Source organism: Providencia sp. PROV119 (genome assembly GCF_028482435.1).
GTDB lineage: Bacteria > Pseudomonadota > Gammaproteobacteria > Enterobacterales > Enterobacteriaceae > Providencia > Providencia stuartii.
In genome coordinates, this window is the sequence record NZ_JAMPQL010000003.1 from 161,093 (window position 1) to 182,342 (window position 21,250).

General features: G+C 43.6%; 16 protein-coding genes and 1 riboswitch. Of the genes, 4 read left to right on the forward strand and 12 right to left on the reverse strand.

The features are described from left to right. Positions 1–12: 12 nt before the first annotated feature. The 3 genes from brnQ to PSF11_RS05425 form a co-directional block, all read right to left on the reverse strand. Positions 13–1,344 (reverse strand): branched-chain amino acid transport system II carrier protein, encoded by a 1,332-nt coding sequence (gene brnQ, locus PSF11_RS05415; RefSeq protein ID WP_004920713.1) that lies wholly within the window; start codon positions 1,342–1,344, stop codon positions 13–15. Positions 1,345–1,558: 214 nt separating this feature from the next. After that, positions 1,559–2,374 carry a sugar-phosphatase gene (gene yidA, locus PSF11_RS05420; protein ID WP_004920710.1) on the reverse strand — a complete coding sequence of 272 codons (816 nt, stop codon included), beginning with the start codon at positions 2,372–2,374 and terminating at the stop codon, positions 1,559–1,561. Positions 2,375–2,636: 262 nt separating this feature from the next. Beyond that, a complete protein-coding gene (locus tag PSF11_RS05425) occupies positions 2,637–3,020 on the reverse strand; it encodes a helix-turn-helix domain-containing protein (protein ID WP_004920708.1) in 384 nt (127 codons plus the stop codon). A 623-nt stretch (positions 3,021–3,643) separates the two neighbouring features. Here PSF11_RS05425 and mgrB point away from each other — a divergent pair. From mgrB to PSF11_RS05440, 3 genes are all read left to right on the forward strand, one after another. Continuing rightward, entirely contained in the window at positions 3,644–3,754 is a 111-nt protein-coding gene (mgrB, locus tag PSF11_RS05430) for a PhoP/PhoQ regulator MgrB (protein ID WP_376738365.1), read from the forward strand. Between the two features lie 196 nt (positions 3,755–3,950). Next, the gene (locus tag PSF11_RS05435) at positions 3,951–5,333 is read left to right on the forward strand and encodes an amino acid permease (protein ID WP_072502313.1); all 1,383 of its coding nucleotides are present in this window, start codon (positions 3,951–3,953) and stop codon (positions 5,331–5,333) included. 52 nt (positions 5,334–5,385) lie between these two features. Then, positions 5,386–5,796, forward strand: coding sequence for a GFA family protein (locus PSF11_RS05440; RefSeq protein ID WP_036940567.1), 411 nt, complete (start codon positions 5,386–5,388; stop codon positions 5,794–5,796). A 79-nt stretch (positions 5,797–5,875) separates the two neighbouring features. Here PSF11_RS05440 and pagP read toward each other — a convergent pair whose 3' ends face one another. Next, the gene (gene pagP, locus PSF11_RS05445; RefSeq protein ID WP_014656133.1) at positions 5,876–6,451 is read right to left on the reverse strand and encodes a lipid IV(A) palmitoyltransferase PagP; all 576 of its coding nucleotides are present in this window, start codon (positions 6,449–6,451) and stop codon (positions 5,876–5,878) included. A gap of 274 nt (positions 6,452–6,725) precedes the next feature. After that, positions 6,726–6,816, forward strand: a riboswitch (TPP riboswitch). 52 nt (positions 6,817–6,868) lie between these two features. Here pagP and thiD point away from each other — a divergent pair. Next, entirely contained in the window at positions 6,869–7,666 is a 798-nt protein-coding gene (gene thiD, locus PSF11_RS05450; protein WP_072502312.1) for a bifunctional hydroxymethylpyrimidine kinase/phosphomethylpyrimidine kinase, read from the forward strand. Between the two features lie 46 nt (positions 7,667–7,712). Here thiD and fbaB read toward each other — a convergent pair whose 3' ends face one another. The 8 genes from fbaB to PSF11_RS05490 all read right to left on the reverse strand — a co-directional run bounded on the left by fbaB (position 7,713) and on the right by PSF11_RS05490 (position 21,196). Further along, the gene (fbaB, locus tag PSF11_RS05455; RefSeq protein ID WP_036940565.1) at positions 7,713–8,762 is read right to left on the reverse strand and encodes a class I fructose-bisphosphate aldolase; all 1,050 of its coding nucleotides are present in this window, start codon (positions 8,760–8,762) and stop codon (positions 7,713–7,715) included. A 46-nt stretch (positions 8,763–8,808) separates the two neighbouring features. Further along, positions 8,809–9,714: a lipid kinase YegS gene (gene yegS / locus PSF11_RS05460; RefSeq protein ID WP_004920694.1), complete on the reverse strand. Its 906-nt coding sequence runs from the start codon at positions 9,712–9,714 to the stop codon at positions 8,809–8,811. A gap of 428 nt (positions 9,715–10,142) precedes the next feature. Further along, a complete protein-coding gene (trhP, locus tag PSF11_RS05465; protein WP_004920692.1) occupies positions 10,143–11,522 on the reverse strand; it encodes a prephenate-dependent tRNA uridine(34) hydroxylase TrhP in 1,380 nt (459 codons plus the stop codon). Between the two features lie 145 nt (positions 11,523–11,667). Next, positions 11,668–12,363 (reverse strand): two-component system response regulator BaeR, encoded by a 696-nt coding sequence (baeR, locus tag PSF11_RS05470; protein ID WP_014656131.1) that lies wholly within the window; start codon positions 12,361–12,363, stop codon positions 11,668–11,670. Beyond that, positions 12,360–13,754, reverse strand: a complete 1,395-nt coding sequence (gene baeS, locus PSF11_RS05475; RefSeq protein ID WP_004920685.1) for a two-component system sensor histidine kinase BaeS — start codon at positions 13,752–13,754, stop codon at positions 12,360–12,362. Before baeS ends, baeR begins: the two co-directional genes overlap by 4 nt. A 13-nt stretch (positions 13,755–13,767) precedes the next feature. Then, on the reverse strand, positions 13,768–16,845 hold the full coding sequence (gene mdtC / locus PSF11_RS05480; protein ID WP_061063939.1) for a multidrug efflux RND transporter permease subunit MdtC: 3,078 nt from the start codon (positions 16,843–16,845) through the stop codon (positions 13,768–13,770). Continuing rightward, complete coding sequence (locus PSF11_RS05485) at positions 16,845–19,967, reverse strand: MdtB/MuxB family multidrug efflux RND transporter permease subunit (RefSeq protein ID WP_040133231.1); 3,123 nt, start codon at positions 19,965–19,967, stop codon at positions 16,845–16,847. The genes mdtC and PSF11_RS05485 overlap by 1 nt, the downstream gene beginning before the upstream one ends. Next, on the reverse strand, positions 19,967–21,196 hold the full coding sequence (locus PSF11_RS05490) for an MdtA/MuxA family multidrug efflux RND transporter periplasmic adaptor subunit (RefSeq protein ID WP_004920679.1): 1,230 nt from the start codon (positions 21,194–21,196) through the stop codon (positions 19,967–19,969). Before PSF11_RS05490 ends, PSF11_RS05485 begins: the two co-directional genes overlap by 1 nt. Positions 21,197–21,250 lie beyond the last annotated feature (54 nt).

The following is a 21,250-nucleotide window of genomic DNA, read 5'->3' on the forward strand; positions in this document are numbered from 1 at the left end:
GTTGGTAATTAATTATGCTTTTTCATCGGTTAATTGCACGGTTTTGTTGCAAAAGAGGTTGCCAACAAACAGTGAAATTATGAAAGCGATAACACCCGGTATCAACCAGCCCATACCTTGTTCAAATAGTGGTAAGTTTGAAACAAGGAAGCCCTTCACATTATCACTTAGCAACGTCATATTATTTAATGTATCTAATAGGCTCATAAAGACGATAACAGCGATAGTAATACCGTAAGTGACTCTTGGTGCAGCCATATAACGTCTTGCAAATTGCAGGAATACAATGGTGACCGAAGATGGGTAGATCATTAATAGCGCAGGAATAGTCACTCTTAATAATGTGTCTAGGCCGAAAGTAGAGACAATGGTGGTCAGCAATGTGAAAAAGACCACCCAAAAACGGTAACCTAAGCGATGGTGGAAAGTCGCAAAGTAGTCAGCACAAGCACTCGTTACGCCAACAAGGGTTGTCATGCTAGCTAATAAGACAATCCCACACATGATCCATGTGCCAATTGAGCCGAATAATGTATCCACGTAACGTGAGAATATTTGACCACCATTGGTTGCTGTATTGGCTACAAGTTCACTGGTTGCGCCAAGATAGAATAAGCAAATATAGAGTGCAGCGAGTAAGCTAACAGAGATTAAGCCTGCTTTGATGGTAATAAAAGCCACTTGGCGAGGCTGAGTGATATTTTTTGATGCTAAAGCACGAGCGACAATCCCACCAAAGGCCATGGCAGATAGCACGTCCATGGTTTGATAGCCATCAATTACCCCACCAAAAAAGGCATAATCGGCATATTGTTTTACTGGTGCATTAATCGGAGATAATGGCTCTGCCACCACAGCGATCCCGACCACAACCAATAGAATAAGCAAGGCTGGGGTCATAAACTTGCCGATTGCGCTGATCATCGTGCCTTGTTTAAGCATAAAGAACAAAGAGCACACGTTAAAAATCAAGGCAAAGGTAAGGTGTGAGGTGGTGCTTTTTTCAATGAAACCTAATGGAATGAAGCCCATTTCAAAAGCCGTATTTGTCACCCTTGGCATCGCAAAGGTTGAACCTACAATTAAGTATAGCGCCACCCAAAAAATGACAGCAACCCACTTAGGTAAATCCACAGACAGGCGCTCACCACGGCCTTTAACGGCGACGGTAACCAGAGTCATAAAGGGCAGGATAACACCCGTAATAATAAAGCCAAGCGATGTGCTGAACCAATCTGTACCCGATTGGTAGCCTGCCATAGGAGGGAAAATAATGTTTCCTGCGCCTAAAAATAGCGCGAAGACCATCATCCCAAGAATTACCATATCTTTAGTCGAAAACATGTTACTACCTGTTTGTAATGTATATTTTGCAATGAATATTTTAGTATTACAGTATTTTTAAGGGGGCAGATAGTATCAAATTTAGAAAGCTAAGTAAGGTTTTAGTCATCCATTTGGCTTTTGGATGTAGGGAAATAGGGAAGGGAATGGGTAAACAAGCAGTCTGATTCTGTAAGATATGATTAATTGGCAGTGAATATCACTGCCAAAAAGATTATTGTTGGTTAATAAATTTATTTAGCGCAACGGCGACACCGTCTTCGTTATTGGTGGCAGTGACAAATTTTGCAATATCACGAACGTTATCGATAGCATTTCCCATAGCGACGGGAAATTTGGCGTATTGCAGCATTTGTATATCATTATTTTGATCGCCAATACTCATGACTTTATCAGGTGTAATGCCGAGTTTTTCACAAATTAGCTGTAGTGCTGCGCCTTTACTTGCCGTTTTACTGGAGATTTCTAAAAAGTAAGGGCTGGTTTTTATGAGAGAATAACTTTCAAAAGTATCTTCAGGAATATAACTGATCCCAACGCTCAGCTTTTCAGGCTGGTCTATCATCATCACTTTAGTAAATTTGAGACTGGGATCCATTTCGTTTGCTGGACAATATACGAGTGGAGTATTTGTCAAATAAGCATCATGGACGGTGTAATGGCTAATGTGACGGTTGGCGGTGAACATGGTGTTTTGTGCAAGTGCATGCATATGCACACCAACATCGTTAGCGAGAGAAACAAAATATTGGTAATCCTCAAAATCGAGAAGGTTTTCAATTAAATGGGTACCATCATTGGCTTGATGTATCACACTACCATTATTGCTGATGCAATAATCTGATGCATTATCTAGCCCAAGTTCTTGAAGGTAGGGGAAGATCCCAGAAAATGGCCGCCCAGATGCAAGTACGACACGGACACCTTTATTTTTTGCCTGAATAACCGCCTCTTTAACAGCAGGGGTGATTTGGTGTTGAGAGTTGAGTAAAGTGCCATCTAAATCAATCGCTACCAGTTTGATAGACATCAACGCCTCCGGTTAATGATGTTTTATTGAAATACCTTACTCTATTTACACAAAATGTAAATTAGCTAAAAAAGAGCAATAACGAGAAACCGGTGCAACATGAGCCATTTTATCGTTCGCCACGATCTTAAAATGATTAAGTAAATGATTTTTGCCGCTTATTGATAACCTAACTGAGTTAGAAAATAAAACGGCATAAGTGACAATGGCTTATGGCATTGGGTGATGTAGGGGGAGGGGCCTCAACGCAAATAAGGCATCTTCACTCACCGTTATGGGTTAAATGCAGTGGCTCCTTTACATCTAAATCAATATCAACATTTTGTCTGAAATCAAACGGTGTAATGCCGTATTCCTTCCTAAACATATAGGTAAAATGTGATTGTGAGCCAAATCCAAAGTCTAAGGCGATATCAAAAATAGACTGATCGCTATTTCTTAATAGGTTGACTGCACCCGCCAGTCGACGTTGGCGAATATATTTACCTAATGAAATCCCTGTGACTTCCTTAAAGATTTTCTGCATATGCCAGAGGGAGTAGCCTGAGTAGGCGGCAAGCTCTTCCAAATGGATAACACGACCTAAATGTTCTTCGATCCATTTGCTTAGAGCATCAACAAGTGCTAAGTGGTTGTCTTGTGGCATCTCGATTCAATTACTGAGGTCGTTGACCTTTTGGTGTTAGATTTTTGTTCAAAATACATCTGTTTTGTCGAATTGAGTCAACGAAAGCATTATTCCTCAATCACGTAATAGAAAACAATAGTAAAACAGATTGCATCCGAACCCCATAGGGCGAGTTTATACCCCTTTTAGCATGGTACAGCGATCTCGCATAAACGTATCTACCCAGCTTCATTTATTTAGAGATTAGCTAAGTATTTATTGGTAAGACTAAAAAATAAACACGAATAGCTAATGGGCTAAATAAGGTAGCTGAAGTATACACAACTTCATTTGATCATGACAAAGGCCGCTTGTGCGGTATTACGATTAAATTGATGAAAAAAAAGCCAATTAAACACAATTTTTGGCAATGAGTAGGAAAAATAAGCATAAAGACGAAAATTGACATGAACTGCTTATTTTCCTCAAATTTTATTCTGATGGCTGAGGTAACATTTGGCATCAAAACATAGTCTATTCGCCAATAGTATCATTCTGTTTATCTTAGCTTTACCGTAATTTATTGATAATTAATAATTATGGTGCTGTTTTTTTAAGGGAGAGTATTGTTGAAATACAAATTGATCATCGGTGTATGCATCGTGATAACCTGTATTTTTTTATATCTTTTAGCCATGGATAGCCTTTGCGACCAAGGTGGTGAAAATTTTATATTTGGAATATGTCAAATAACTGACTTGTTACCGTTTTGATTTTATCCTTTAATACGCCATACTGTGCGTCTTGCGCATCTTTATCAGATAACATCAATATTTAATATGATAAAGGCTCAAGATAGGGCAGAGTATGTGTTTCAGTAGTGTTAATAATAAAATTCAAATAAACTTGTATGCTTAGCTCAATCAATAGAGATAACAAGCAAGTACATAGGATGATAAGGGTAAAGTTATGGCGCAAGAGCAGCAAACGCTAAAGCGTGGATTAAAGAATAGGCATATCCAATTGATTGCTTTGGGAGGTGCCGTTGGCACAGGGCTGTTTCTTGGAATAGCAACAACCATCAAAATGGCAGGCCCTTCGGTATTGTTAGGGTATGCATTATGTGGGGTTATTGCTTTTCTGATCATGCGCCAGTTAGGGGAAATGATCGTTCAAGAGCCTGTTGCAGGTTCATTTAGTCACTTCGCATTTAAGTATTGGGGAGGCTTTGCAGGCTTCCTCTCCGGATGGAATTATTGGTTTATGTTTATCCTCGTTGGGATGACGGAACTGACTGCCGCGGGGAAATATATGCAAGGGTGGTGGCCTGATTTACCGATTTGGGTTTCTGCCATCGTCTTTTTTATCGTTGTAAATGCGGTCAACTTTATTAATGTGCGCGCTTATGGTGAAACTGAGTTCTGGTTTGCCTTAATCAAGGTGGTTGCAATTGTTGCGATGATCCTCTTTGGTTGTTATTTACTGTTTAGTGGGCGAGGTGGTTCAGAATCTGGGCTGTCTAACCTATGGGAATATGGCGGCTTCTTTGCTAACGATTTTCTTGGTTTATTAATGGCTCTTGCTATTATTATGTTTTCATTTGGTGGCTTAGAGTTGGTCGGGATCACCGCCGCAGAAGCTGAAAAACCTGAACAAAGCATTCCTAAAGCGATTAACCAAGTTGTTTATCGTATCTTGATTTTCTATATAGGCTCGATATTAATTTTATTGCAGTTGTACCCATGGGTTAAATTAGATAACGATACAAGCCCATTCTATATCATCTTCCATAATTTAGGTGATGCTCTGGTCGCCAACGCATTAAATGTGGTTATGTTGATAGCGGCGCTGTCCGTTTATAACAGCGGCGTATACTGTACCAGCCGTATGCTATTTGGCCTTGCTCAACAAGATAATGCACCTAAGTTTCTGGCGAAAGTCAATAAAGGTGGTGTACCTATTATGGCATTAATTGTTTCAGGTATTGTGACTTCGGTAGGTATCTTGATCAATTTTGTGATGGAAGGGAAAGCCTTTGTATTTTTAATGTCATTAGTTGTGACAACGCTAGTCATTAACTGGATTATGATTTGTATTTCTAACTTAAAGTTTAGAGCGCAAATGAACAAGCAAGGTATTGAAACTAAGTTTAAAAGTATCTGGTATCCGTTCGGCAACTACTTGTGTCTCGCTTTCTTGGCATTGATCTTGATTGTGATTTTGATGATGGAGAGTTTGAGAATTTCTGTACTGATTATGCCATTATGGATAGGCGTCCTGTGGATTGGCTATCAATTCTCAGGTGCGAAAAAACAAGGAATGGCGAAAAAGAAGGCATCGACAGCTAATTAATTAGCACTCATATCAATTAGTGTAATTATTCAATACATTGATAGGAGACACTATGGATACACGGTTTGCTCAGTGCCACTGTGGCAGCGTTAAATTCAAAGTCACACTATCCGATGGATTGAATACCGCAAGAAGATGCAATTGCTCCTACTGTCGTATGAGGGGAGCAATTGCGGTCTCTGCTCCGTTATCAGGTATTGAAATTATCGAAGGCAAAGATAAATTGACGGAGTATCGTTTCAATACACGCCAAGCCGCCCACTTTTTCTGCTCAATGTGTGGCATTTATACCTTTCATCAACGACGTTCAAACCCTGAACAGTATGGGGTCAATGTGGCTTGCCTAGAGGGTGTTTCACCTTTTGATTTCGAGACAGTCAATGTGATGGATGGCGTAAATCACCCAAAAGATGGCGGTGGTGGCGTTATCGGGTATTTAACTTATCGGAAAGTTGCTGAATAACTTCATTTAAACAATAAAATAGCCAGTGACAGAGCGTTGTGACTGGCTATTTTTTTAGGTGCTTAATAAAAGGTTGGTATTACCATTGCCAACGTAACCAAGCAAAGAGCACGTTACCGTTGTTATATGTTCCAGGGATATAGGTTGCTTGCAGCGCTAATCTGTCATACTCCATAGAAACTAATGGAAGAGGAAGTGGCAGCGGGATGTAATAATAATCATCACGCGCGGTTACACTCAAGGTGAAGCCAGCCCCCATTTTAAAACCGTCTAGTTCCCCAGGGATCCACATTTTTTGATAAGCATAGCCCGCGATTGGCTCTACTTTATTATGAGAGTCCATGAATGCCATAGCATATAGTGCATGCCAGTCATTGTCTTCATCATAGCGATATTTACCTAGCCCAAATCCCCATGGGGTTTCGTTATAACTATCGGTTTTCTCTTTATCGTAAGTAAAGCGGTTATGCCATGTTAAAACGGGAACATAGATATCGTATTGATTTGAATCCCAAGTGGTACTGACATTTCGGGTAAATTTATCCCATAGCCCCTCAGACTCCTTATCAGTAGAAGGGGATGAAGCAAAGCAGAAGGCGGTCATCATTAAGGCTGATGCCCCTACAACTTGCTGCAATTTTTTGTTAACTCTCATGGTAAATCCGACTCAGGTTAATGCATGTTTTGGATATTGTAGATTGAGGTAGTGAGCCAAAAATATCACTGCTCACGAAATGATTGTGCTCATTAATTATTTTAGATTACCTAGGTGCGATATAACAGCATTAATTGATATTTACTAATATTGGCAATAGTCTTAATTATTTAGATACTAATGCGAGTATTATTCGGTTTTTCCTGAATAACAGGCGTCAGCAAGTGGTGGATAGGCTGGTTTGTGGCAAGGAAAAATGCGATACTCTATAAGTATTTTTGGCTCGGGGCGTCGATAAAGACTGAGAAGCACCCGTATTACCTGATCTGGATAATGCCAGCGTAGGGAAGTCGGAAGCGTCAATGATAAACCTTCCAATAAGACCGCTCCTTACGTTGTGCTTAGGAGTGAGATTTCATGAGAATCAATGCGTTAACCATCGCGGGAACAGACCCATCGGGTGGAGCGGGGATCCAAGCAGATTTAAAAACCTTTTCGGCTCTTGGTGCTTATGGCACGAGTGTCATGACGGCGTTGGTGGCGCAAAATACCCGTGGTGTTCAATCAGTTCATGAACTCCCTGAGACGTTCGTGGCAGCACAACTTGAATCCGTACTCAGTGACGTACGCATTGACAGTGCTAAAATTGGCATGCTGTTCAATCAGAAGGTGATTGCGGTCGTTGCTCAGGCTTTAGAGCAGTACAACATCCCTCATGTGATTTTAGATACGGTCATGATTGCCAAAAGTGGCGATCCTCTACTACAGCCTGATGCCGTTGATGCAATGAGACGAAAGCTGTTGCCATTGGTATCATTGATTACCCCGAATTTACCTGAAGCTGCCTCGCTATTAGGTGAACACACTGCCAAAACAGAATCTCAAATGTTAAGTCAAGGGCATCGATTACTGGATATGGGGTGCCAAGCTGTTTTGATGAAAGGGGGGCATCTTAGCGACAGTGAAAGCCCTGATTGGTTAATAACTTCAGAAGGTGAATGGCGTTTTACCTCACCAAGAGTGAATACTCGTCATACACACGGTACGGGATGTACATTGTCTGCTGCACTCGCTGCATTAAGGCCACGCTTTAAGGATTGGCAACAGACTGTTCCGGAAGCAAAAGCTTATTTACAAGCGGCGTTAGAGCAAGCTGATAGCTTAGAAGTGGGGGCGGGGATTGGGCCGGTTCACCATTTTCATGCATGGTGGTAATGCATAGATTGAAAATGCCCTCGTATGAGGGCATATGCGAGGCGAATTAAGCGATAGTCACGTCTTTACTGAGGTAAACATCCTGTACGGCATTGATCAATGCCACACCTTCTTGCATGGATTTCTTAAAGGCTTTACGGCCTAAGATGAGCCCCATGCCGCCTGCACGTTTATTGATAACCGCAGTGCGTACTGATTCGCTCAGATCATTTTGTCCAGAAGCGCCACCTGAGTTGATAAGACCTGCACGACCCATATAACAGTTCGCTAATTGATAACGAACAAGATCGATTGGGTTATCGGTTGTGAGTTTGGTATACACGCGCTCATCGGTGTGACCAAAGCCAATCGCTTTATAGCCGCCGTTATTTTCAGCCATTTTTTGTTTTACGATATCCGCACCGATAGTTGCCGCGATATGGTTTGCTTGCCCCGTTAAATCGGCACTTGCGTGGTAATCAACGCCATCTTTTTTAAATGCGGAATTGCGTAAATAAGCCCATAGAACGGTTACCATGCCGAGTTCATGTGCTCGTTCAAATGCCGCAGAAATCTCTTCAATTTGGCGACGAGACTCAGGAGAGCCGAAATAGATAGTCGCACCGACCGCAACGGCACCCATTTCAAACGCTTGTTCAACACTGGCATATAAGGTTTGGTCGTATTGAGTAGGGTAACTGAGGGTTTCGTTATGGTTCAGTTTGACTAAGAAAGGAATTTTATGCGCGTAGCGGCGCGAAACGGCAGCTAAGACACCATAGGTAGAGGCTACGCAGTTACAACCAGCCTCAATTGCTAATTCAACAATATTTTTAGGGTCGAAATAGAGCGGGTTGGCAGCAAATGAGGCAGCGGCTGAGTGTTCAACGCCTTGGTCAACGGGAAGAATAGACAGATAACCGGTGCCAGCTAAGCGACCATGGTTAAATAAAGTCTGCATTGAACGAAGTACACTATTGGGGCGGTTATTATCGATCATCACACGGTCAACAAAATCTGAGCCAGGCAGATAAAGGTTTTCACGAGGGATAGTTTGGCAACGATGGTCTAAAAGAGTTGAAGCTTCGGAACCTAACAGCTTAGCGATATCAGTCATGACTTCCTCCATTTAACAAAAGTCTAGGGGATGTTAATCATAAAATTTAAGATAACAAGCCACATTGAGGCGGTAACCGGCAGTGGATCGCTTCAGGTAGTAATTCAAAGGTGAAAGTTTCACCAGAAAGCGGCTCTCCGTCCAAATTAAATACCATTTCATGGGGCGATGAAATTTTTACCCAACGAGTTGTTTTTTCAATTAAATGCTGATTTTTATCATTGCTGAACAAATTGGTCAGTAGAGCGGGTATCACATCGCGAGCGGGTATGATGAGCAAATTCAATTTACCATCATCGATTAATGCATCGGGGGTTAATTGTTGTCCACCACCCGCCTGTATTCCATTACCGATAGCAACAACCAGAGTTTCGCCTTCCCAATGAAAATGCTCTGTTTCAATCCGACAGGTATCAGTTTTTAGTGTGTCAGGGCGCAACAAGCCATTAATAACATAAGCTGCGCCACCCAGTGCTGACTTAAGAGCATCCGGCGTTTCTGTTGTGATCCGAGTGCCAAACCCCCCCGTGGCCATATTCATAAAAAAAGCATCATGATTGACTCTAGCAATATCTATCGCCACTGATTTGCCTTTTACTGCTAATGCTAAAGCAGCATGGATATCCATAGGGATGTTGGCGCCAGTAGCAAAATCATTGGCTGTACCTAGCGGTAAGATACCAATCGCGGGGCGTTGCTTTTCAGGTAAGCGCATTAACGCACTGGCTACAGCGTTAATTGTGCCATCGCCGCCACCGGCGATAATTGTTTCTGCACCTTCGCGGATTGCTTCATCAATAAAAGTAGGTAATTCACTGGTTTCCCATGGGATCCTCACCAAAATTGTATGACCTTCTTCACGTAGCTGGTAGATGGCTTTTCTTAGCTCAGGATTGGCAGATTGTTTACCGTTGAGGATGATAAGTGCGCGATGAAGTTTATCGATAGCCATTTTGATCCTTGTAGTGATAACAACAGTGATCACAGTATAGACACAACGGAGAGATAAATGACAATAATTCAATAATCACATTGATAGATTAAATCATTCTATAGGGGAGATAAAAAAGAAATGGCTAGCTCAAGGGAGATTGAGCCAGCCAAGGAGGTGGTTCCTAGTCTTATTTTATGACTTTCTAGTTCTTCATTTTCGATTGTGACTATACGACATTGAATAGCTAATTGTTGTGATCTATTGCATAAAAATGGATATTAAATACATTTTTACGGTAAAACACTATTTATGAGAATGATTATCAATTGAAGTTGATGTTTTATACTGAGATAGTTTGAAACGGAAAAATAAAAAATGCTAGAAATTCAATCAATTAAATTAATGAATTCTAGCATTATAATCAATTAGCTTAATGCGTAACGAAATTAAGCCGTAGTTGATGATTCAGTTTGATGTGGTGAGCGAGTCGTTGTGCCTGATAGGTTACGTATTAGCAGGCCAAAATTTAGATCAACATCATCAGGAACAGGCAGATAAACAATATGACCGTTGCCCGGTGCCACGTCAATGGCTTCCCCTTTACGGTTATGGAGCGCATCAAGGGTAAACACAATGTTTCCAGCTGGAGTCATTAATTCTAAGCTATCACCTAGACTAAATTTATTTTTGACGTCAACTTCTGCGAGGCCATTAACACGTTTACCCGTAAATTCACCCACAAATTGCTGAGTTTCAGAAACCGAATAGCCATATTCATAGGTTTGATAGGCATCATGGGTGTGACGGCGTAAAAAGCCTTCGGTATAGCCACGGTGAGCTAAGCCTTCTAAGGTCGAAAGGAGAGTTGGGTCGAATGGCTTACCGGCAACCGCATCATCAATTGCACGGCGATAGACTTGTGCTGTACGTGCACAGTAATAGAATGATTTTGTGCGTCCTTCAATTTTTAAGGAGTGCACACCCATTTTAGTCAAGTTTTCAACGTGTTCTATCGCGCGTAAATCTTTGGAGTTCATGATATAAGTGCCATGTTCGTCTTCAAAGGCGGTCATATACTCACCCGGACGTTTAGCCTCTTCGATCATAAACACTTTATCGGTCGGGGCACCTTCACCTAAAGTTGGCGCTATGTTTTTGACAGGGATAGGCTCATGCATATGCACGATATTTCCCACATCATCTTCTTTGCCTTCTTCAACTTTATATTCCCAGCGGCAGGCGTTGGTGCAAGTACCTTGGTTTGGGTCGCGTTTATTGATATAACCTGACAGTAGGCAACGGCCAGAGTAGGCCATACACAGTGCACCGTGAACGAATACCTCTAATTCAATATCAGGCACCTGTTTACGAATTTCAGCGATTTCTTCAAGTGAAAGCTCACGTGATAAAATGACGCGAGTCAGACCCATTTGCTTCCAAAATTTTACCGATGCCCAGTTAACTGCGTTTGCTTGTACGGATAAATGAATATCCATGTCAGGGAAGGCTTCGCGAACCATCATAATCAAACCAGGGTCTGACATGATCAACGCATCTGGCCCCATTTCAATGACAGGGGTTAGGTCGCGAATAAAGGTTTTTAGCTTGGCATTATGCGGTGCGATGTTAACAACGACATAGAACTTTTTGCCAAGTTCGTGGGCTTCTTGGATCCCTTTAGCAAGGTTTTCGTGGTTAAATTCGTTGTTACGCACGCGAAGGCTATAACGAGGTTGCCCTGCATAAACGGCATCTGCGCCATAAGCAAAAGCATAACGCATGTTCTTTAATGAACCTGCGGGCGATAATAATTCTGGTGTAAACATGTTGCTTCTCAGTCTGATATCAAGTCAGTACTTACCCTAGGGCGGATAAGCATTTTAAAGGGAGCTGATTTTAACTCTATTTTTCAGGAAATCAAAATATTCCCTACAAATAGTAAGTATAACTGACTTGCCTCAATGTCTAGGATTACACCTCATCCCAGCGATAACCTAAACCATAAATAGAGCGAATAAATGTTTTCTCGTTATCGAGTAATTCGAGTTTACGCCGTAAGTTTTTAACATGGCTATCAATTGTTCTATCGGTGACGATGCGGTGATCGTCATACAGAATATCTAATAGCTGGTCACGGGAAAAGACGGTGCCAGCGTTGTCCGACATAAACTTGAGTAAACGGAACTCGGCGGGAGTTAACTCAAGCAGTTGTTCGCCATAGCGGACTTGAAACGCATTTTCATCGATAATGAGCTGGGGTCTGCTTTTATCCGGAGAAGCCGCGCGTTGGCAACGCCGTAAAATAGTCTTTACCCTTGCGACTACTTCGCGAGGACTAAAGGGTTTACAGATATAGTCATCGGCACCAATTTCTAACCCTAACAGGCGGTCAATTTCTTCCGTTTTAGCCGTCACCATAATGATCGGTATCTCGCAAAATTTGCGCAGTTCACGGCAGATTGTTAGCCCGTCCATCCCCGGTAGCATCAAATCAAGGAGGATAATGTCGGGTTGTTGCTGACGCACATAGTCAATGACTTCATCACCACGCTGCAATATTGAAGGCTGATAACCTGCCGCCTGAAGGTAATCATAAAGCAGTTGCCCAAGTTTTGGCTCATCCTCAACAATTAATACGTTGGCACTTGAAGGCTCTAACACTGTCACTGTTCACTTTCCTTTTGATTGAGCGGTAAGTGGATAGCAATACACACGCCGCCTAAAGGGGAAGGGCTAGCGTGTATGCTTCCCTTATGCGCTTCAATGATATTATAGCAAATCGCTAACCCTAAGCCAGAGCCTCCGCTAGCGCGGTTACGAGACCCTTCGGCTCGATAGAAACGCTCAAATAGGTGGCTACACTGCTGGATGGTTAACCCCGGTGCACTGTCTTCCCAATAAATAGAAAATTGATTCTCTTCAACCAAGGCTCGAATGACTATTTCACCTTGCGGGTCGGTATAACGTAGGCTATTTTCCATCAAATTGTAAAATAGCTGCGTGATTCGGTCTGGGTCAATATTGATGATCTGCTGCTCAGGTAAATTTAGCGTAACTGAAAGCTGTTTTTCTTCGAGCCGCCAGCGTGATTGCCCAACGGTCATATTAATTAAAGGCACAATATCAGCAGATTGGATGCGATACACCAACGAGCCTCTATCCGACAGGGAAAGTTGATGTAGGTCGTTGACTAATTTGATTAATGTGTGTGTCTCTGCCAGTAATGAATTGATGGTCTCAGGTGTCGCTTGGCGAACGCCATCCTGAACGGCTTCGAGTTCACCTTGCAAAACGGATAGAGGAGTGCGCAGTTCATGAGAAATATCTGCCATATAGTCTCGGCGCATATGCTCATTTTTTTCCAGCGTTGATGCGAGGTGATTAAAGTCTTTTGCTAGCTGACCGAGTTCATCGTGACCGACTTCAGGAACGCGGGTTGAAAAGTCGCCATTGGCAAGTTGGTTCGTCCCATCTAACAGCCGTTTGATGGGTCTTAAAAAACCACGTGCTAAGAAAAATGTAGCAATCAAGGCAACGATTAATGATAAGCCAGCAATAAACCAACTGGTGAGCATCTGTTGATCATCAAAACGGCGGTCAATTTCATTGCTAATCCCATCTCCACTACTTGCAATGACCCAACCTACCGTTTTGCCATTAGATGAGATGACGGGTTGTCGGATAACATCATCCGGTAAAGGAACATCGCGGCCTAATATTCGGCGGTCTTGGCTATCATAAACCCAAAAATATGAGCGCCACCCCTTTGGTTTAGTCGGCGGTAGGGTGCGCTGGTGGTGTTCAATGCTGCGTAAAATATGAAAGAAAGCACGTTCATTACGGATCAAGAAGCGCCAACTCCCCGTCTCATCGTATTGCTCAGCAAGAGCGTCAGCGATCAGCTCAGCACGCTGTTGGTCATTTTCTTTAATATAGTCGGTAAAACCATGCTGGAAGCTTAAACGTACTCCTTGGTGCATGATCACAACGAGGAGTATGCATGTCGCAAAGATAGCCAAAAATAATCGAGTACTGACGCTATTAAATCTGAGTTTCATTATATATAAGCCCTTATTCGTTTAGAGCTACCGCTTTTTTGGTATAGCGCTGTCTGAGTTGATCGAAACATAAATAGACGACCGGTGTTGTGAATAAGGTGAGTAGTTGACTCATCACTAAGCCACCAACAATAGTGATACCTAATGGTTGGCGTAACTCCGCGCCATCACCACTGCCTAAAGCAAGTGGTAGGGCACCAAAAATTGCTGCCAGCGTCGTCATTAAAATAGGCCTAAAGCGCAGTAAGCTCGCACGCAAAATCGCCTCACGTGCGGTTAAACCATGCTGACGTTGTGCTTGGATAGCAAAATCCACCATGATAATGGCATTTTTCTTCACAATACCAATCAGCAGCATAATGCCGATTAGAGCAATTAAACTAAATGGGGTATCAAATAACTCTAAGGCGAGGAGAGCGCCGACCCCCGCCGAAGGTAGTGTGGATAAAATGGTCAGTGGATGAATATAGCTTTCATACAAAATGCCTAAAACAAGGTAGACAGTGACAATGGCTGCTAAAATTAAAAACAATTGTGATTTTAAGGTATCTTGGAATATCTGAGCTGTACCCGCAAAAGTGCCTCGTATTGTTGATGGCACACCAAGTGTGGTCATGGTTTTTTCGATAGCTGAAATGGCGTCATTGAGGGTATAACCTTCAGCGATGTTAAATGCGATAGTGGATGATGCCGATAACCCTTGGTGGTTAACACTCAAAGGGGCATTGGCGGGCTGCCAACGGGCAAAATAAGATAATGGAATAGCGTCTCCACGACTATTGATAACAAACATTTTGTCGAGAGAACTGACATCCTGAGTATATTCAGGCGCCACTTCCATCACCACCTTGTATTGGTTCATGGGTTCATAGATGGTGGATATTTGACGTTGTCCGAAGGCATTATTCAACAGGTCATTGGCGGCTCGCACATCAATACCAAGTTGGGCCATTAAATCCCTATCATAGGTAATGGCCATCTCAGCGCCTTTATCCTCTTTATCTGAGTTTACATCAGTCACTTGCGGGAGTTCGGCAATGGCTTTACGTACCGCAGGCTCCCATTCACGTAACGCATTGAGTTCATCGGCAAGTAATGAAAACTGATAACTGGAATGCGCTTGACGGCCACCAACACGGATATCTTGCACGGGCATCATAAATAAATTAGCTCCCGGCTCTTTAGCTAACTTAGCTCGAAGTCGGTTGATTACCGCGTTGGCACTCTCTTTACGTTCATCAATCGGTTTCAATGAGATAAACATGGAGCCGCTGTTTACACGGCTTCCGCCAGTAAAACCTGTCACGCTATCCACGGCAGGATCGGCATTCACTTGCTGCATAAAGCGCGTCATTTTCTCTTTCATTGCTTGGAATGAAATGCTTTGGTCGGCACGAACAAAGCCAAGTAAACGGCCTGTATCTTGTTCAGGGAAAAATGTTTTTGGGATAGCGATATACAAATAAATGTTCAATCCGATAGTGGCGAACAAGATAGCGAGTACACTGCGTTTATGAGACAGTACCCAATTTAATGTCGCACCGTAACCGTTTTGTATACGGTGTAAGTAGCCGCCGATAACACTGGTTTTTTCAGCCTGTTTGCCTTTGTGTCGTTTAAGCAAATGGGCGCACATCATGGGGGTGAGGGTCAGCGAAACGACCAGCGAGATGCCAATTGCCGTGGCGAGGGTAATCGCAAACTCACGAAATAGCCGGCCAACTAACCCCTCCATTAATAATAAAGGAATAAAAACGGCTACGAGGGAGATGCTCATTGAAACAACCGTAAAACCGACTTCACTCACCCCTCTGACCGCAGCAATAAAGGGTTTACAGCCATTTTCGATATGACGTGAAATGTTTTCGAGTACCACAATCGCATCATCGACAACAAAGCCTGTTGCGACGGTCAATGCCATTAATGACAAGTTATTTAAACTGAAACCGCAAAGATACATGGCAGTAAAGGTGCCAATGAGAGATACAGGAACCGCAATTGCAGGGATCAGGGTGGCGCGACCAGAGCGTAGAAATAACAACACAACTAATATGACTAACGCAATAGCGATCATCAATGCGCGCTCGACTTCAACGAGTGAAGCGCGGATCGTCGGCGTTCTGTCCTGCGCTACTTTTAGGTCAATCGCGGCAGGGATCATCTCTTGGAAGTCAGGAAGCTCTGCGCGAATGCGATTTACGGTTTCAATGATATTAGCTCCCGCTTCGCGACGGATGACAATCAAAATAGCGGGCTCACCACCTGACATCCCTGCTGCACGTACGTCTTGAACCGAATCTTTCACATTCGCCACATCACTGAGTTTGACGGCATTGCCCTCTTTGTAGTGGACGATGATAGGTTGATAGTCCACTGCTTTTTTTAGCTCATCATTGGTTTGTACCTGCCAGCGGCTGTCATCGTTGTTAATGTAGCCTTGAGGTTGGCGCACGTTGGCGCTACTGATTGCGGAGCGCACCTTATCTAAGGAGACGCCTTGATTAAATAGAGCCGTTGGATTGAGCTCAACACGTACCGCGGGCAGGGAGCCACCACCAACGGAGACTTCACTGACCCCTTCAATTTGCGCTATACGCTGTGATAAACGGGTTGATGCAATATCATAAATCTCACCTGTACTCATCGTCTTAGAGGTTAAGGTTAAGATCATAATAGGGGCGTCGGAAGGGTTCGATTTATAGTATCGAGGCTTGCTTGGCATTCCGCTCGGTAACAAGGTTTGTGCCGCATTTATCGCGGCTTGTACTTCACGGGCAGCGTTGTTAATGTCTTTATCAAGATTAAATTCGAGGGTGATGGTGGTACGACCAAGCGAACTGCTGGAGGTCATTTCACTGATACCCGCAATACTTCCCAATGAACGCTCTAACGGAGTTGCAATAGACGATGCCATGGTTTCTGGGGATGCCCCAGGAAGTGACGCTGTCACGTTTATTACGGGGTAGTCAACTTGTGGCAGTGGTGCAACGGGCAAAAAAATGAAGCTCAGTGCACCACATAGCGAGATTGCAACGCTAATCAGTGTGGTTGCAACAGGGCGACTAATGAATAAGGCAAAGAAACGCTTCATTATGACACCTGTTGTTTGCGACTTTGGCGGCGTGCTTTTAAGTTATTTGAAAGGCTATCAAATAACAGATAAATCACCGGTGTCGTAAATAGGGTTAAGATCTGACTCATAATCAGCCCTCCCACCATACAGATCCCAAGTGGTTGACGAAGCTCTGCACCTACGCCGCTACTGAGCATCAGCGGTAATGCGCCGAGCAGAGCCGCCATGGTGGTCATCAATATTGGGCGGAATCGTAATAAACAGGCTTGGTAAATAGCATCTTTAGGAGACATGCCTTGCTCACGTTCGGCGGCAAGTGCAAAGTCAATCATCATGATTGCGTTCTTTTTAACTATCCCGATTAACAAAATAATACCAATAACAGCAATCACATCTAATTCGCTGCCAGCCATCATCAGAGCTAATAATGCCCCTACGCCAGCAGTAGGGAGTGTTGAGAGGATGGTAATAGGATGAATAAAGCTTTCATATAAAATCCCAAGAACGATATACATGGCGATGATTGCGGCGGCAATTAACCAAACCGTACTACTCAGTGCGGCTTCAAACGCTAAAGTAGCGCCTTGGAACTGAGTCGTAATGGATTTTGGCATATTAATTTGCGCTTCTGCATTTTTCACCGCATTAACCGCAGACTCAAGAGACGCATCGTCAGCAAGATTAAACGAGAAGGTCGCTGCTGGGAACTGATCCAAATGGTTAATCGCAAGCGGCCCATAGCCTTCCTGAATATTGACTAACGTGCTTAATGGCACAATGGCGCCATCGGTGCCTTTGAGACGAATATCATTCAGGGCGTTAATACCATCGCGAGTTTGCGTATCATGCTCAATAATAACGCGGTACTGATTCGATTGGGTATAAATGGTCGAGATCATGCGTTGACCGAACGCATTGTATAGGGCGTTATCAATTGCAGCCATCGTGATACCAAAACGACTCGCCGTATCTCTATCAACATTAACGTAGGCGACAAGTCCTTTATCCTGCCAATCACTGCTGACATCCACTAACTCGGGCTGTTGTTTTAATTGGCTCAATAGCTTAGGCACCCAAAGAGAAAGTTCATCTAGCGAGCCTGCTTGCAGCGTAAATTGATATTGGGTGCGAGCCAATTGGGTATCAATCGTGAGGTCTTGCATCGGTTGCAAATACAAATTGACCCCAGAAACGCTATCAGCTAAACGTTGCAAGCGTGGAATAATCGTATTGACGCGATCTGGACGTTCATCTAAAGGCTTCAAGGTAATTTGAATGCGCCCATTATTGAGAGTCGGATTGGTTCCATCTATCCCAACATAAGTGGTGATATTTTCTACCGCAGGATCAGACAGTAATTTTTCAGCCACTTCCTGCTGTTTCTGTGACATAGCCACAAAGGAGATGGATTGGCGGCTTTCAATAGTGCCTTGAATGATCCCGTTATCTTGTAATGGAAAGAAACCTTTCGGGATCCACATATACAGTAATACGGTTAAAACCAGCGTGCCGATAGCAACGGAAAGTGTTAGCCAGCGGTGATTTAATATCCGCTTTAACCAAATGGCATATCCTGCAATCATGCGGTCAAAAAAGCGCTCGCAGGCGATTTCAAAGCGGTTATGTTTATGCTCTGATTCAGGTTTTAACAAGCGAGCACACATCATTGGTGTGAGTGTCAAGGACACTACCGCCGAGATCAGAATGGCAACGGCAAGGGTGATGGCAAATTCCCTAAACAACCGACCAACAATATCGCCCATAAACAGTAATGGGATCAGTACTGCCACCAAAGAAAATGTTAATGAAATAATGGTAAAGCCAATTTCTCCCGCGCCTTTTAAAGCGGCGACGACAGGCTTGTCACCTTGTTCAAGGTAGCGCGAAATATTTTCAATAACCACAATGGCATCATCGACCACAAACCCTGTGGCGATAGTGAGAGCCATCAAAGTGAGGTTATTGACAGAGAAACCACAGAAATACATGACGGCAAAGGTGCCGACAAGGGAAAGAGGAACGGCAATACCGGGAATGAGTGTCGCGATACCGTTGCGTAGGAACAGGTAGATCACCATGACAACCAGTGCAATCGCAAGCATTAATTCAAACTGCACATCGCTAACGGAGGCACGGATTGTGCTGGTTCTATCCGTTAAAATTTTCACATCCACCGATTTAGGCAGTGTTTCAATTAGCTCAGGAAGCAGGTTGCGAATGGTATCAGTGGTTTCGATAACGTTAGCGCCAGGTTGGCGTTGTACATTAATAACAATAGCCTGTTGTGCATTTGCCCACGCACCTAGATAGGCGTTTTCCGCCCCTTGCTCAATAGTGGCGATATCACCTAAACGGACGGGAGCACCGTTTTGAAAGGCCACAATTAAGCGGCGATAGTCCTCTAAGGATTTCATTTGGTCATTTGCAGAGAGGGTTACCGCGCGTGTTGGGCCATCAAAACTGCCTTTTGCTGAGTTGACGTTAGCATTGTTTATCGCGGTTCGGATCGTCTCGCTGTCTAATCCTTTTGCTGCCATCGCTTGTGGGTTTAAGTTCACTCGCACCGCTGGGCGTTGTCCACCCGCAAGGGTGACAAGCCCCACGCCATTGACCTGTGATATTTTTTGCGCAATACGGTTCTCAATCATGTCTTGAACTTGTGTCAAAGGCATGGCGTCAGAAGTGACGGCGAGAGTGAGTACCGGTGGATCCGCTGGGTTGACCTTATTGTAAATAGGCGGATAAGGTAAATCTGAAGGCAGTAAACTTGAGGCTGAATTAATGGCGGCCTGAACTTCCTGTTCTGCAACCTCCAAGGGGAGTGTTAGCTGGAACATCAAGGTGATCACAGATGCGCCCCCTGAACTTTGGGAAGACATTTGTTTTAGCCCAGACATCTGCCCAAACTGGGTTTCTAGCGGCGCGGTTACCGCGGATGTCATGACTTCAGGACTCGCTCCCGGATAGAGGGTGACCACTTGGATCGTTGGATAATCGACTTCCGGTAAAGCCGATACAGGTAGGAAACGATAGCCAATGATCCCTGCAAGCAGAATGGCTACCATAAATAAGGTGGTAGCGACTGGACGTAAAATAAATAAGCGGGAAGGGCCGCCACCTTTTTGGATCCCGGGTTGCATCAGGCTTTCTCCGCTGTATTTTTATTTTTTTGTGGTTTTGCGGATTTAGAAGCCGTTTCGGTGTTAACTACTTCCACGCTGGTGCCATCTGTTAAACGGTCGACACCGTCAGTAATCACTTTTGTATTTGCAGTTAGCCCACTTTCAATCACCACCTGCTGGCTATCTTGCATACCTACCGTCACAACATGTTTACTCACACGATTATCATCGTTCAGTACCCAAACATAATGACCTTCGTTACCCATCTGCAATGCCGCAGTAGGGATAACGACGGCATTTTGCAAGGTTTCGATCTGCATTTTGATATTCACAAATTGATTTGGAAATAAAGTTTGTAGCTCGTTCGTAAAACGTGCTTTCATTTTTAGTGTGCCAGTAGCAGGGTCTATCTGATTATCTATACTTAACAAATAGCCTTCGCTGATCATCGCGATATTATTTCTATCCCAAGCTTCCACTTTTACCGGTTGATTTGAGGACTGAGCTTTTTGTACGGCAGGAATGTCTCCCTCGGGAAGGGCAAAAAGCACATCAGCAGGTTGAGTCTGTGTGATAACCACGATTGGGGTTGCTGTGCCCGCAGAAATAAAATTACCGACGTCGACCTGTTTTAAACCAACACGGCCTGAAATAGGGGCTGTGATTTTACTGTAGGTTAATTGTAGCTTCGCATTATCAACGGCGGCTTGATCGACCTTAATACTGCCTTCTGCCTGTAAAACGAGCGCTTTTTGGTTATCTAGCTCTTGCTGTGAAATCACTTTTGTTCCCGCAAGCTTTTGATAACGATTTAAGTCTAATCGAGCATTTGCCAACGTCGCTTTATCTTTAGCCAGTTGGCCTTCTGCCTGAGCTAATTGGACTTCAAAAGGGCGAGGATCGATTTCAGCAAGCAAATCGCCCGCTTTTACCTGTTGCCCTTCGGTAAAATGCAAAGACATCAATTGCCCTTCAACACGGCTCGTGACCGTGACAACATTGGCAGCTTGTACTGTGCCGAGACCAGTTAAATAGCGAGGAACCACTTTTTCTTGCGCATTAGCGTATTGAACGGGGGCAAGCATACGGTGTGGCGCACTATTTGATCGTGTAGGACGAGCACTGTTTTGTGCTGTATCAGATGGCGTATTTTGAGAATAAAAATACCAACCGGCACCTGCAGCGACAATGATGGCAACGAAAATGGCTGAACGGGTTAGAGTGGTACGGCGTTTTTGTTTATTCATTTATATTTTCGCTTAATTCAAAGTCGAGTAAAAAAGCATCATATTATGATGATT

What these genes read in the sequence shown, in the direction of transcription:
- brnQ (WP_004920713.1), bottom strand. Translation starts at nt 1,344, where the DNA reads ATGTTTTCGACTAAAGATATGGTAATTCTTGGGATGATGGTCTTCGCG.
- yidA (WP_004920710.1), bottom strand. Translation starts at nt 2,374, where the DNA reads ATGTCTATCAAACTGGTAGCGATTGATTTAGATGGCACTTTACTCAAC.
- PSF11_RS05425 (WP_004920708.1), bottom strand. Translation starts at nt 3,020, where the DNA reads ATGCCACAAGACAACCACTTAGCACTTGTTGATGCTCTAAGCAAATGG.
- PSF11_RS05435 (WP_072502313.1), top strand. Translation starts at nt 3,951, where the DNA reads ATGGCGCAAGAGCAGCAAACGCTAAAGCGTGGATTAAAGAATAGGCAT.
- PSF11_RS05440 (WP_036940567.1), top strand. Translation starts at nt 5,386, where the DNA reads ATGGATACACGGTTTGCTCAGTGCCACTGTGGCAGCGTTAAATTCAAA.
- pagP (WP_014656133.1), bottom strand. Translation starts at nt 6,451, where the DNA reads ATGAGAGTTAACAAAAAATTGCAGCAAGTTGTAGGGGCATCAGCCTTA.
- thiD (WP_072502312.1), top strand. Translation starts at nt 6,869, where the DNA reads ATGAGAATCAATGCGTTAACCATCGCGGGAACAGACCCATCGGGTGGA.
- fbaB (WP_036940565.1), bottom strand. Translation starts at nt 8,762, where the DNA reads ATGACTGATATCGCTAAGCTGTTAGGTTCCGAAGCTTCAACTCTTTTA.
- yegS (WP_004920694.1), bottom strand. Translation starts at nt 9,714, where the DNA reads ATGGCTATCGATAAACTTCATCGCGCACTTATCATCCTCAACGGTAAA.
- trhP (WP_004920692.1), bottom strand. Translation starts at nt 11,522, where the DNA reads ATGTTTACACCAGAATTATTATCGCCCGCAGGTTCATTAAAGAACATG.
- baeS (WP_004920685.1), bottom strand. Translation starts at nt 13,754, where the DNA reads ATGAAACTCAGATTTAATAGCGTCAGTACTCGATTATTTTTGGCTATC.
- mdtC (WP_061063939.1), bottom strand. Translation starts at nt 16,845, where the DNA reads ATGAAGCGTTTCTTTGCCTTATTCATTAGTCGCCCTGTTGCAACCACA.
- PSF11_RS05485 (WP_040133231.1), bottom strand. Translation starts at nt 19,967, where the DNA reads ATGCAACCCGGGATCCAAAAAGGTGGCGGCCCTTCCCGCTTATTTATT.
- PSF11_RS05490 (WP_004920679.1), bottom strand. Translation starts at nt 21,196, where the DNA reads ATGAATAAACAAAAACGCCGTACCACTCTAACCCGTTCAGCCATTTTC.